Source organism: Streptosporangium sp. G12, assembly GCF_052983175.1.
This window is the reverse complement of the sequence record NZ_JBRIQO010000007.1, coordinates 294,449-307,618: the sequence shown is the minus strand read 5'-3', so window position 1 is coordinate 307,618 and position 13,170 is coordinate 294,449. Positions and strand designations below refer to the sequence as shown.

General features: G+C 70.5%; 11 protein-coding genes. 7 read left to right on the top strand and 4 right to left on the bottom strand.

Annotation, left to right across the window (positions count from 1 at the left end; genetic code table 11):
- Positions 1-142: 142 nt before the first annotated feature.
- Positions 143-565 carry an anti-sigma factor antagonist gene (locus ACVCAG_RS13780; protein ID WP_440083950.1) on the bottom strand — a complete coding sequence of 141 codons (423 nt, stop codon included), beginning with the start codon at positions 563-565 and terminating at the stop codon, positions 143-145.
- A 228-nt stretch (positions 566-793) separates the two neighbouring features.
- Between ACVCAG_RS13780 and ACVCAG_RS13775 the strand changes: the two genes are divergently transcribed.
- Entirely contained in the window at positions 794-1,111 is a 318-nt protein-coding gene (locus ACVCAG_RS13775; RefSeq protein WP_362690354.1) for a hypothetical protein, read from the top strand.
- 307 nt (positions 1,112-1,418) lie between these two features.
- On the opposite strand, the gene ACVCAG_RS13770 is transcribed toward ACVCAG_RS13775, so the two are convergent.
- The gene (locus ACVCAG_RS13770) at positions 1,419-2,378 is read right to left on the bottom strand and encodes a hypothetical protein (RefSeq protein WP_440083949.1); all 960 of its coding nucleotides are present in this window, start codon (positions 2,376-2,378) and stop codon (positions 1,419-1,421) included.
- Between the two features lie 233 nt (positions 2,379-2,611).
- Positions 2,612-4,129 carry a prolyl oligopeptidase family serine peptidase gene (locus ACVCAG_RS13765; protein ID WP_440083948.1) on the bottom strand — a complete coding sequence of 506 codons (1,518 nt, stop codon included), beginning with the start codon at positions 4,127-4,129 and terminating at the stop codon, positions 2,612-2,614.
- Positions 4,130-4,207: 78 nt separating this feature from the next.
- On the opposite strand from ACVCAG_RS13765, the gene ACVCAG_RS13760 reads away from it, so the two are divergent.
- Positions 4,208-4,771, top strand: a complete 564-nt coding sequence (locus ACVCAG_RS13760) for an ArsR/SmtB family transcription factor (protein WP_440068031.1) — start codon at positions 4,208-4,210, stop codon at positions 4,769-4,771.
- A gap of 245 nt (positions 4,772-5,016) precedes the next feature.
- On the top strand, positions 5,017-7,572 hold the full coding sequence (locus ACVCAG_RS13755) for a discoidin domain-containing protein (protein ID WP_447189897.1): 2,556 nt from the start codon (positions 5,017-5,019) through the stop codon (positions 7,570-7,572).
- Positions 7,573-7,683: 111 nt separating this feature from the next.
- On the opposite strand, the gene ACVCAG_RS13750 is transcribed toward ACVCAG_RS13755, so the two are convergent.
- On the bottom strand, positions 7,684-8,265 hold the full coding sequence (locus tag ACVCAG_RS13750) for a TetR/AcrR family transcriptional regulator (RefSeq protein WP_447189896.1): 582 nt from the start codon (positions 8,263-8,265) through the stop codon (positions 7,684-7,686).
- Between the two features lie 197 nt (positions 8,266-8,462).
- On the opposite strand from ACVCAG_RS13750, the gene ACVCAG_RS13745 reads away from it, so the two are divergent.
- From ACVCAG_RS13745 to ACVCAG_RS13730, 4 genes are all read left to right on the top strand, one after another.
- A complete protein-coding gene (locus ACVCAG_RS13745) occupies positions 8,463-9,407 on the top strand; it encodes an SDR family NAD(P)-dependent oxidoreductase (protein ID WP_447189895.1) in 945 nt (314 codons plus the stop codon).
- 193 nt (positions 9,408-9,600) lie between these two features.
- The gene (locus tag ACVCAG_RS13740; RefSeq protein ID WP_447189894.1) at positions 9,601-10,995 is read left to right on the top strand and encodes an MFS transporter; all 1,395 of its coding nucleotides are present in this window, start codon (positions 9,601-9,603) and stop codon (positions 10,993-10,995) included.
- 319 nt (positions 10,996-11,314) lie between these two features.
- On the top strand, positions 11,315-12,451 hold the full coding sequence (locus ACVCAG_RS13735) for a sensor histidine kinase (RefSeq protein ID WP_447189893.1): 1,137 nt from the start codon (positions 11,315-11,317) through the stop codon (positions 12,449-12,451).
- Positions 12,448-13,104, top strand: coding sequence for a response regulator (locus ACVCAG_RS13730; protein ID WP_440083942.1), 657 nt, complete (start codon positions 12,448-12,450; stop codon positions 13,102-13,104). The genes ACVCAG_RS13735 and ACVCAG_RS13730 overlap by 4 nt, the downstream gene beginning before the upstream one ends.
- The last annotated feature ends 66 nt before the right edge of the window (positions 13,105-13,170 follow it).

Sequence of the window (13,170 nt, the reverse complement as noted above, 5' to 3'; positions counted from 1 at the left end):
GGCCGCCGCCCCGGAGGGCGGCGGTCACCCGAGGGACAAGTCTGCACCAGTGGGTGAGAAGGACCGCGAACCGTCACGCGTACGGAAGGTGGAGCGGGAGGTGCGACGGACGCGACGGCGGACGGAGAGGAAAGGCCTCGCCTCACCCCGGGTCGGCGGGAGGCGACGCGTCCGGGGCGGACGGAGACACCGCCGGAGGCTTCGCGTCCGGAACGGAGGCGGCCACGGCCCGCAGCGACGCGGGGACATCGGGGTCGAGGGAGAACGCGCCCGCGAGGCCGGTGATCGTCAGGATCCGTTCCAGGACCCCGTGGACACCGGCCAGTCGCAGGCAGCCCCCCGCCGCGCCCGCGCGCCGCTGGAGTTCCAGCATGGTCCACAGGCCGGTGGAATCGCAGAATCTCAGGCGGGCGACATCGAGGACGAGGTGAAGCGCCCCGTCGTCCAGCTGCGTGACCATGACGTCACGCAGCCGAGGGCTGGACAGCCTGTCCAACTCACCGGCGAGCGCGATCACCGAGACGCCTTCGTGCCTGCGGACCGAGAGATCAAGCCGCGTCGTCATCCTCCACAATCCTTACGCCGGTTGCACCGAGGCTATTTTAAAGATCTTGGTGAGAAGGCGCTCTCCGACCAACCGCAACACGCCCGTAAGCGAATCGCGCCCTGGACATGGGAACCGCCCTGGATCCGGCTCGCGGCTCCCCGATGGGAAGGCTCTCACGTCGGGAAATCGTCCACATCGGATCGGAAGTCACAGATAGATCTAGAACCTGCGGGGCACTCAGCAGCTATGAGCGACGATTCGGAGAGCCGCGACTTCACCGTGAAGGGGTTCGGAGACGAACTTTCGGGACGGCCCAAGACAATGGGAGAGATAGCCGTGAATCTGGCGGTCAGCGAATCACTCGCCAATCACGGCCACCACGCGCTGGTCAACGCCCACGAGGCGGCGGCGAGCAGCCACCAGCTCATGGCCGAGGCGGGTGTGGGCGATGTGGACGAGCATCTGGATCTGGCGCGATGGCACCGCTGGTGCGCCATCGTCGAGGATCAGCTGGCCGACGAGGCGGACCAGCGAACCCCCGCCAGACGGAACAAGCACGACTGAACCCGGCGAGCACATCGGGAAACGGGGACGGGGCGTACCCCCGCACCCCGTATCGGCGGGAGGCGCGGTCACGGTGAGGGTGACCGCGCCTTCCGCCCGCGTGGGAACAGTCGCGGGGAACGTCCGGGAGACGTTCGCGGGAACGTCCGGGAGACGTTCGCGGGAACGTCCGGGAGACGTTCGCGGGAAGGACCGGGAGACGTTCGCGGGAAGGACCGGGGAGAGGCTCGCGGGAAGGCACGGCGGGGCGAAGTGCCGGGTGGGCCACCGGCACCGGGGCCGGGGCCGCGAAGATCGGCCGTCCTGGCTACGCGGCGTTCCGGTTCACGTCCCGCAGCCACCCGCCGTGGGAGGAGCAGACGCCCTGGAGCCCGCCCGACATGCTCACCTTGCCGTCGAAGCACATGACCAGGTGGCCCCTCCCGTTGGGGAAGTTCTCGATGCAGGTGAAAACCTGGCAGGCGCCGTCCGCGGGCGGGTACACCCTGCTCCCCGCGGGACAGAACGTGAATCCGTAGGCGTTGGAAGGCGCGTCGCAGAGCGGGCCGGTCGGGATCACGGAGGGTGACGGCGAAAGGGACGGCGGGGGAGGCGACGGGGGAACCCGCGTAAGTGTCGGCGTGGGCGTGGGCGTGGCGGTGACTGTGGCGGTCGCGGTGACGGTCGCCGTCGCGGTGGCCGTCACGGTCGCGGTGGTGGTCACGGTGGTGGTCACGGTCTCGGTCACCGTGATCGTGGTGGTCACGGCCGGGGTGGTGGGCCGCACGGTGACGGTCACCCGGGGTGCGGGGGTCGTCCGCGCCGGCACTGTCGTCACGGAAACGGAGGAGCTGCCGCTCTTCTTGTAGATGCCGGTACCGAGATACGTTTCGTGCCAGGCCGTCCGCCCGGCACTCACCGACAGGCCGGTGATCACCGTCCGGCACTTCTTCTTCACGCAGACACGTTGTTTCACGGAGAACCGCTTGGCGGTCCCGTATCCGTTCGTCACCTGCACCCTGAGGTAGGACTTGCCGCCGGCCCTCGTCACGGAGGTCCTGACCACCTGCTTGGCCGGCGTCGCGGGAGCGGCGTTCACCCCGCCGTTCACCAACGTGGAAGCGCCGCTCGCCCCCTTGCCCGCCTCCAGGAAGCCTCTGATCGCCTCCCTGCCCGCACTCGCGGTGGGACCTGTGGCGGAGCTCACGGCCGAGGCGGAGAAGGTGTCCCGGACGTCGATGGCCCCCAGCCAGCCGATGACGGCGATCAGGGTGCCAACGGCCGCCACGGACAATATAAAAACTCTCATACCACCACAAATGTCCCGTATGTCAGAATTACTGCAGATAAATAATTTATCAGCACTTATATCACTTCCCTCCGTTGATTTCAGGCGAACGAGATCGTCCCGACGGCACGCCTTTCATCGTGGGAAGGCGCCGGCCGGACACCCGCGAACGGCGCCCGGCGTACGGTCACCTTCGCGGGTGTGACCTGCCGGACGCCACGACGGGCCTCGCGTCAAGGAAGCAACAACCCCCAGTAGAGGGCCCACGGAACGAACATCGCCCCACCGGCGAGCAGGAGGCCGAGCCGTACCCCCTCCTCCCGCGGCACCGAGGCTCGGGCGCGACGCCAGGCCAGCCCGGTGAGGACCGCCGCGACCACGCAGACCACCGCGCAGGCCTGCAGCACCAGCCAGAGCACCGGGCGCCCCGCCAGCACGGGCCCGGGAGCGGCCAGCTTGCCGCCGGTCATCACCAGGTAGAACAGGTAGAGGAACGATCCGAGGACCGCCGCGAGCCCCGAGGCGCCGAGCAGCCGCGCGGCCCCGGTCACCGGAGGTCGCGACCGGCCGCGAAGGCGCCGCACCAGCGCGATCACCGGGTAGGCGGTGAAGGCGACCAGGATCAGCAGCAGGACCGCGAGCTGGACCGGCGCCGACTCCCACGGGGCGGGAGGATCCACCGGCACGGTCCGCGAGGCCTGCACGGGAGCGGGCCCGGACGTTCCCGCCGCCGGCGGCCTGCCCGCCGTGACGTCGCCGACCCAGGAGCCGACGAGGTCCGCGTAGCCGGGGGCGAGTTCGGGCGACCGGGTGACGCCGCCGTCGGGACTCTGGTGGGCGGCATGGTCCGCACCGGGGAGGAAGCGGAACGTGTAGTGCTCGTTGCCCCCCTTCTCCAGCGCCCTGGCGAAGATCGGCGGGCTCTCCTCGGGCGGGGTCAGCAGGTCGTGGGTGCCCCAGATGCCGAGCACCGGCTGGCGTACCGCGGCGATCGTCGGCTCGGGGTCGTAGTACGGCTCGGGGAACATGCCGCCGTCGGCGATCGTCCGGTACAGGTTGAACTCGGCCCGGTCGATCAGCGATCCCGAGACCCCCGCCTTGCGCAGCCCGGCCGCCACGGCCCAGGTCTGCTGCCGCAGCGGCGGCAGCCCGTTGGCGCCCACGAGCACGACGAAGGCGATGTCGCCCGACCGCGCCGCCGCGATGGGGACCACCCAGCCGCCCTCGCTGAGTCCCCACATGCCGACCTTCGCCGGGTCGACGCCCGGCTGGGAGCGGAGCACGGCCAGGGCGGCGAGCGCGTCGTCGGCGAGCAACGAGTAGGACCGTTCGAAGAGCGAGTAGCCCTCCGACCGCTTGTCGTAGATCAGCACGGACATTCCCTGACGGGCGAACGCGACGGCCTCGCCCATCAGCTTCTCGCGGGGCGTGCCGGTGCCCGCGCCGTGCACCAGGACCATGCCGGGACGCGCGGATCCCGCGCCGGTGGGCGAGACGACCGTGCCGCGCATGGGGAGGTTCCCGCCACCGCGGAAACCCACTTCCGTCGCCGCGAGGTCGGGCGGGACGACGGGGGGTGCGGCGCTCGTCGGGGCCGGGGTGGCGAAAGCCGCGGCCGCGGTGACGAGGGCCGGGGCGGTGGCGGGAGCCGCGGGTGTGGCGGCGGCGGCCGCCGGAACCGCGAGCAGGCAGAGGGCGGTGGTGGCGACCACGGCCCGGAGTCCCAAGGAGACCGGGGGGATTCTTCTCATGTACCGAACCTACTCTGCAGAGACTTCTCGGCAAAGCTTTGTCTGCAGATATCGTTCTGCAGGACTAGGCTGCTCCTCATGAAGGATGACGAGCCGTTCCTGCTCGACGACCCCGGGAAGCTCAAGGCCCTCGCCCACCCCATGCGGCGGCTCATGCTGCGCCATCTCAACGTGCACGGTCCCGCGACCTCCACCACGCTCGGTGAGCTGCTCGGCGCGAAGACCGGCACGACGAGCTACCACCTGCGCCAGCTGGAGAAGTACGGCTTCATCGAGGAGGTCCCTGAGCGCTCGACCGGCAGGGAGCGCTGGTGGCGCAAGGCCAGGGGGCCGCGTGACCTGCGGCTTCCCAGGCCCGAACAGCTCGCCCCCGAAGACCGTCCCGCGCTCGCCGAGTTCCACCGGGTCGGCATGGAAGAGGACCGCGAGCTGATCGAGCGGTTCCCCGAGGCCTACCTGCGCGATCCCGAGTGGGCCACCGGATCGCGCGGCCTGGGCCGGATGACCAAGGCCGAGTTCAAGGAGTTCTTCGAGGCCTACGTCGCGCTGCTGATGAAGTACAGCCCCCTGCCCGAGGACGCGTCCCCCGGTGCGCGCCCCATGCACATCCGGCTCTTCGCCATGCCCGCCGACGAGGACTGACGGCGTCCGCCCGGGCCCTGCCGCACAGGGTCCCGGGCCGGCCCCCGGCCCGCGCGCGGGCCCGCGGCCGGCGGGATCGCGGACCCTCCCGCAAATCGGCCGTCCATGACTTTCGACCCATTGACGCCATGTTTCTGACAAGTTAAATTAAGTATAGAAATAAGGCGTTGATTTACCGTTCCCCGTAAGTCGCCCTTCACCTGCAGTTAGCCCTTCCACCCCCCGGATCCGCAGTGGAGACATGCATGAGAGGTCTGTTCCGTCCTGCCGCCTTATGGACTGCCACGGCAGTCGCGGCAGCTCTGCTCGCAGTACCGTCGACCCCCGCCTTCGCCGACACGTTGCTGTCGCAGGGCAAGACCGCGACGGCCTCGTCGTCCGAGAACGCCGGCACCGCCCCGGCCGCCGCGGTCGACGGCAACGCCGGCACCCGCTGGTCCAGTGCCGCCACCGACGCCCAATGGCTCCAGGTGGACCTCGGCGCCTCGACCAGCGTCAACAAGGTCGTGCTGAACTGGGAGGCCGCGTACGCCAGCGGATACAAGATCCAGCTCTCCACGAACGGAACCACGTGGACGGACCTGAAGACCGTCACCGGCGGTGACGGCGGGATCGACACCTGGGACGTCACCGGCACCGGCCGGTACGTCCGGATGCAGGGGGTCACCCGGGCCACCGGCTACGGCTACTCCCTCTGGGAGTTCCAGGTCTTCGGCCCCGACGGCGGCCCCGACCCCGGCGGGCCCTGCGGGACCACCAACGCCGCGCTGAGCAAGACCTACAGCGCCTCCTCGACCGAGAACGCCGGAACCCCCGCGAGCGCCGCCTTCGACGGCAACAACGGGACCCGCTGGGCCAGCGCGGCCAGCGACCCGCAGTGGGTCCAGGTGGACCTCGGCTCGGCGCAGACCCTCTGCAAGATCGACCTGAGGTGGGAGGCCGCGTACGCGAGCGCCTTCAAGCTCCAGGGGTCGACCAACGGCACGACCTGGACCGACCTGAAGACCGTCACCGGCTCCACCGGCGGCGTTCAGTCGCATGACGTGACCGGCTCCGCCCGGTACGTCCGGATGCTGGGCAGTGCGCGAGGCACCGCCTACGGCTACTCACTGTGGGAGTTCGCCGTGTACACCACGTCGAGCGGTCCTGAGATCCCCGGTGGCGGGCCACTGGGCCCGAACGTCCACGTCTTCGATCCGTCGATGTCCAGCGCCACCATCCAGAGCCAGCTCGACGCGGTCTTCACCCAGCAGGAGTCGGCCCAGTTCGGCACCGGGCGCCACGCCTTCCTGTTCAAGCCGGGCACCTACAACGTGAACGCCAAGGTCGGCTTCTACACCTCGATCATCGGTCTGGGCCAGAACCCCGACGACGTCACCCTCAACGGCGTGACCGTCGACGCGGGCTGGTTCAACGGCAACGCGACCCAGAACTTCTGGCGCTCGACGGAGAACCTGTCGGTCCAGCCGCCCGGCGGCACCAACCAGTGGGCCGTCTCCCAGGCCGCGCCGTTCCGCCGCATGCACATCAAGGGCGCGCTGAACCTGGCCCCCACCGGCTACGGCTGGGCCAGCGGCGGCTACATCGCCGACAGCAAGATCGACGGTGCCGTCGGCCCGTACTCGCAGCAGCAGTGGTACACCCGTGACAGCTCCGTCGGCGGCTGGGTCAACGGCGTGTGGAACATGGTCTTCTCCGGGGTGCAGGGCGCCCCCGCGACCAACTTCCTCGACCAGTCCTACACCACGCTGGAGAACACCCCGATCAGCCGCGAGAAGCCGTACCTCTACGTCGACGGCGGCGGTGCCTACCGGGTGTTCGTCCCGGCCAAGCGGACCAACGCGCGCGGCGTGAGCTGGGCGAACGGTTCCACCCCCGGCACCTCGCTCCCGCTCGGCCAGTTCTTCGTCGCCAAGCCCGGCGACTCGGCCGCGACCATCAACGCCGCGCTCGGCCAGGGCCTGCACCTGCTGCTCACCCCCGGCATCTACAACCTGGACCAGCCGATCAACGTGACCCGCGCGAACACCGTCGTCCTCGGCCTCGGTCTCGCGACGATCATCCCGGGCGGCGGCTCCACCGCTGTCAAGGTGGCCGACGTGGACGGCGTGAAGCTCGCCGGCTTCCTCGTCGACGCGGGCCCGCAGAAGTCCGACGTGCTCATCGAGGTCGGCCCGCCGGGGTCGAGCGCGGACCACGCCGCCAACCCGACCACGCTGCAGGACGTCTTCGTCCGCATCGGCGGCGCCTTCGCCGGCAACGCCACCACCAGCGTCGTCGTCAACAGCGACGACGTGATCATTGACCACACGTGGCTGTGGCGCGGTGACCACGGCGAGGGCATCGGCTGGAACGTCAACACCGCCGAGACCGGCCTCATCGTCAACGGCGACGACGTCCTGGCCACCGGCCTGTTCGTCGAGCACTACCGCAAGTACGACGTCGAGTGGTACGGCGAGCGCGGCCGGACGATCTTCTTCCAGAACGAGAAGGCGTACGACCCGCCGAACCAGGCGGCCTACATGAACGGCACCACCAAGGGGTGGGCGGCCTACAAGGTCGGCCCCGCGGTCAACACCCACGAGGGCTGGGGACTCGGCAGCTACGTCTACTTCAACGTCGACCCGACGATCGAGGTGGAGAACGCGTTCGAGACTCCGGTGAAGCCGGGCGTGAAGTTCCACAGCCTGCTCACCGTCTCCCTCGGCGGCAACGGCCGGATCAACCACGTGATCAACGGTGTGGGCGGTCCCGCCTTCGGCACCGCGACGATCCCGTCCAAGCTCGTCTCCTACCCCTGAGGTCCTGAGCCCGCCTGATCAGCGGTGGTCATAGCGCTCTCCTCGCTGATCAGGCGTTCCACCCCACGCCGTGGGTCTCCGCCGCCGCGGAGGCCCACGGCCTCGCCGTTCTCAGGGGGCGGTGGCGCGGTAGCGCAGGCCGTCCATCAGCAGGTCGAGCAGGCGGTGGGCCTGGTCGCGCTGCGCGGGCTCTCCCGCGGCGAGGGACACACCGCCCATGCCCGTGAGCACGTCGACCGGATCGACGTCCGAGCGCACGGTCCCGGCGGCGGCACCCGCCCGGAGCAGCGTCGTCATCGCCTCGACCAGCCGGTCGCGACTCTGCGCGTACGGATTCCCGCCGGACGCGATGACCGCGTGCAACGCGTCGGCCATGCCGCGCTTGGTCGTCATGTAGTCGACGAAGCGATCCATCCAGGTGCGCGTCGCCTCGTCCGGCGGCATCGCCCCCAGCAGGTCCGGCACGACGTCGCACAGCCTGTTCAGCTCGCTGCGGTACGCCTCCTCGATGAGCGCCTCGCGGGTGGGGAAATGGCGGTAGAGCGTGCCGATGCCGACGCCCGCGGCCTTCGCGATCGCGTCGAGCGTCACGTCCGGCCCGTCGTGGGAGAACGCGCGCACGGCGACCTCCAGCAGCCGTTCGCGGTTGCGCCGCGCGTCGGCGCGCAACGGTCGGGGGCCGGTGGCCGACACGGTTTCTCCTCGTCAGTCCCTGCGGACGTGGTAGCCGGCGCGCTGGACGCCGGGGGGGCGACTTGCTAAGCGGAGGAAACTCCACTTACAGTGGTTCGTAGTGGAGGATCCTCCGTTTTCACATCGTACCGGCCGGGCCTCCCCTTCGCACAACCGAGCACATCGCCGAGCACATCGCCGACAGGACAGGCACGATCATGACTGAGACCGCACGTATCAGCACCCCGTTCACCGCCGCGTCCACCGCCGCCGAGGTCGTGGACGGCATCGACCTCACCGGCCGCCGCGCCGTCGTGACCGGCGGAGCGTCCGGCATCGGCATCGAGACGGCGCGGGCGCTCGCCGGGGCGGGCGCGGAGGTGACGCTGGCGGTACGCGACCTCGACGCCGGAGAGCGCACCGCGAACGACATCATCGCGACCACCGGCGGCAAGCAGGTCCTCGTCGCACCGCTGGACCTCGCCGACCAGGCGTCCGTGGCGGCGTTCACGGCCGCGTGGGACGGCCCGCTGCACATCCTCGTCAACAACGCCGGCGTCATGGCGTCGCCCGAGACGCGCACCCCGGAGGGCTGGGAGCTGCAGTTCGCCACCAACCACCTCGGCCACTTCGCGCTCGCCACCGGGCTGCACCGGGCACTCGCGGCGGCCGGCGGCGCCCGCGTCGTGTCGGTCAGTTCGAGCGCGCACCTGCGCTCGCCGGTCGTCTTCGAGGACATCCACTTCAGGGAGCGCGCGTACGAGCCGTGGTCCGCGTACGGGCAGTCCAAGACGGCCAACGTGCTGTTCGGGGTCGAGGCGACGAGGCGCTGGGAGAGCGACGGCATCACCGTCAACGCGCTCATGCCCGGCGGCATCCGGACCAACCTGCAGCGGCACGTCTCCCAGGAGGAGCTCGACCGGGCGATCGCGGCGGCCGCCGGCTCGGGCATCACGTGGAAGACGCCCGAGCAGGGTGCCGCCACGTCCGTGCTGGTCGCGACGTCGCCGCTGCTCGAAGGCGTCGGCGGGCGCTACTTCGAGGACTGCAACGAGGCCGGCTCGAACCTGCCGGGCACCCGCACCGGGGTCGCCGCGTACGCCCTCGACCCCGAGGCGGCCGCCCGTCTCTGGCAGGTGTCCGTCGAGACGCTCACCCCGTGATCCGCGCTTGACCGTCACGACATATCCATGTACCAATGGCAGCCGGCGCGGTTTCCCGTACCGGGGAATAAGAAAAGCAGCCATTAGAATTCACTTATCGTTTTCAGCATGATGTTTTATTGGACCGTCGTCGTGCACGCGTTGTAATTTCGCCACAACGCTTATATCCGAGCCTCACGTTTCGGAGTGAACAATGCACACGACCGACCGTTCGTCGCCCGCGCGCCCCAGGAGCGGGCTCGCCGTCGTCGCCATCTGCTTCTTCACGATCGTCTTCGACGGCTACGACCTGATCGTCTACGGGTCGGTGGTTCCCAGCCTGCTCGGCGACCAGGAGTGGGGTCTCACCCCGGCGCAGGCGGGGGCCATCGGGAGCTACGCCCTGATCGGGATGCTGATCGGCGCGGTCGTGGCGGGCATGATCACCGATGTCGTCGGGCGACGAAAGATCATCCTTGTCAGCATCGCGTGGTTCTCCGTGGCCATGGTGCTGTGCGCCACGGCGTCGTCACCCGAGACCCTCGGCCTGTTCCGCTTCGTCGCGGGTCTCGGCCTCGGAGGTGTCGTACCGACGACGATCGCACTGACCGTCGAATACGCCCCGAGGAACCGGCGCAACCTCTACAACGCGCTCATGTTCTGCGGTTATCCGGTGGGCGGCTGCCTGACCGCGCTGGTGGCCATGGCGCTTCTCGCCGAGCACGGCTGGCGGGTGATGTTCCTGGTCGGAGCCGCGCCCATCGTGCTGATCCTGCCGCTCGCGATCTGGCTGCTTCCCGAGTCGGCGAGCCATCTGCTGGCGCGGGGACGCCGGGCCGAGGCCGAGGCCGTGGCCGCCCGCTACGGGCTGGACCTCGGCGACGGTCGCGACGAGCCCGCCGGGCCGCGCGCGGGGAAGGGTTTCACGCTGCCGTTCCGGCGGGGCTACCTCGCCGCCACCCTTCTCTTCGGAGCGGCCAGTTTCTGCGGCCTGCTGCTGGTCTACGGACTCAACACCTGGCTGCCGCAGATCATGCGCGAGGCCGGCTATCCCCTCGGGCCCTCGCTGCGGTTCCTGCTCGTCCTGAACGTCGGGGCGATCGCCGGCACCATCGTGATGTCGGCCCTCGCCGACAGGATCGGGGCCAAGGCCATCACGGTCTGCGCCTTCCTGGCCGCCACCGTGTCCATCTACCTGATGAGCCTCGACCTGGGCACCGGCCTGCTGATGCTCTGCGTCGCCGTCGCGGGGCTGGGCAGCGTGGGAACCCAGATCCTGGTCAACGGCTACGTGGCGATCTTCTACCCGGCCTCCGGCAGGGGCTCCGCCCTCGGCTGGACGCTCGGCGTGGGCAGGGCCGGCGCGATCGCCGGCCCGCTCCTGGGCGGCTGGCTGCTGGGCTCCGGGCTCGGATTCGCATGGAACTTCTACGGGTTCGTCCTGCCCGCCCTGCTGGGCGCGCTGTTCGTCGCCGCGGTCCCGCGCGTCGCCCGCCACCGGCGGGCGCCGGCCGTCAGGGAGACGCCGGTCGGGGAGACGCCGGTGGAAGGTGACGCGCTCGGCACCATCCCGCCCCAGCGGCGGGCCCACCAGGACGTCATGAGGTGACGGGCCGGACGTCCGCCCGCCGTCAACCGCCGGCGCCGGGGCCCGCGGGAGAACCGGCGGCCCTCTCGGCCCGCCGGAAAGGATCATCCGGCGGGCCACCCCGGCCATCCAGGCGAACGTGAAGGCGATCACCGTCGGGTTCTTGGCGGAGACGAGGATCGACGTCACCAACACCATCGCGGTCCTCAAGACCCAGACCGCCCGCCTGGCGTCACCCGGCGACCGGTGACGCGGTGGGGCCGCCACGAACCGCCGGTGGAACGCGCCTCTCGTACTTTGGGCCGATCCGAAGTGGTGCGTGCTCTCGTACCATGAGGAGGTGCTCCCCCTTGTTCGCTCCGTGTGGGACGAGCCCCGCCCTCCCGACCCGCCGCCGCGGGCGTGGCGGGACTGGGTGCTCGTAGGGGTGCTCGTGCCGATCGCGCTGCTCGAAGGGGTGCTGCGGCCGGACCTTCCGTGGCGGGCCGTCTCGGTGGCGGTCACCGTCGGGCTGATCCCCACGTTGTTGTGGCGCCGGACCAGACCGCTGCCGGTGGTCATGATCGTCTTCGGCGTCACGAGCCTGGCCCCGCTGCTGACGGGCGGCGACTCCGCGGAGACGTACACGATGGCCTATCTGCTGCTCGTGGTGTACTCGCTGTTCCGGTGGGGGTCCGGACGCGAGGCGGTGATCGGGCTGACGATCATGCTCGTCGCGGTTCACCTCTCGATCGTCTTCGACCGCCTCGCCCCCGCCGACGTGGTCGCCGCGTTCGCCGTCATGTTCTCCGCCGTCGCCCTGGGCGGAGCGCTCCGGTACCGGGCGCGGGCGAGGATGCGCGAGCTCGACCAGGTCAAGATGCTCGAACGCGAGCAGCTGGCGCGCGACCTGCACGACATCGTCGCCCACCACGTCTCGGCGATGGCGATCCGCGCCCAGGCCGGCATCGCCACCTCGGCGTCGCGACCGAACGCCGCGACCGAGGCGCTCCACGTGATCGAGGCCGAGGCGTCGCGCGCCCTCGCCGAGATGCGCGCCATGGTCCGCGTCCTGCGCCGGACCCAACCTGCGGAGCTGGCACCCGGCCGGCGCGTCACCGACCTCCGGCAGCTCGCGGGCCGGGGCGGCTCCGGTCCGTCCGTCGACGTGGAGATCCCGGACGACCTCGGCGACCTCCCCCCTTCGGTCGAGGCCGCGATCTACCGCCTCGCCCAGGAGTCGGTCACCAACGCCCGGCGGCACGCCCGCCACGCCACCCGCGTCGAGGTCCGCGTCACCGCCGACGACACGTCGGTGCGCCTGCGCGTGAGCGACGACGGCGACACCGGTTCCGTACGCCCGCCCGCGCCGGGATACGGGCTCATCGGCATGATCGAACGCGCCGAGCTGCTCGGCGGCACCTGCGAGGCCGGCCCGAACCCCGAGCGGGGCTGGACCGTCACCGCCGTACTGCCCCGGGCAGGGGCGACGGCGTGAGCATCCGGGTGCTCGTCGCCGACGACCAGGAAATCGTCCGTACCGGGCTCGCGATGATCCTCGACGCCCAGCCGGACATCGAGGTCGTCGGCGAGGCCGCCGACGGGCGGCGAGCCGTCGAGCTCGCGCGGCGCCTGCGCCCCGACGTGTGCCTGTTCGACATCCGCATGCCCGGCCTCGACGGCATCCAGGCCACCCGCCTCCTCGCCGGGCCGGACGTCGACGATCCCCTCGCCGTCGTCGTCATCACCACGTTCGACCTCGACGAATACGTCTACGCCGCGCTGCGGGCCGGTGCCAGGGGTTTCCTGCTCAAGGACGCCGGCACCGTCATGCTCTCCCAGGCCGTCCACGCCGCCGCCGGCGGTGACGCGCTCATCGCCCCGAGCGTCACCGCGCGGCTGCTCGGCGCCTTCGCCGACGCCGGGCCCACCTCACCCTCGCTGCACCCCGTCGAGGCGCTCACGGACCGGGAGGAACAGATCCTCGTCACCGTGGCACGGGGGCGGACCAACGTCGAGATCGCCGACGAGTTCCACATCTCCCTCAGCACCGTCAAGTCCCACATCGCGAGCCTGATGGCCAAGCTCGGTGCCCGCAACCGCGTCGAGATCGCCATGTGGGCCTACGAGACCAGGCGCCTTCGGAGCTGATCCGGGCGGCGAGGGGAACGGCTCGGACGGTGGCGGCCCGCCGGTGGAACGGCCCGCCCGGAGCCC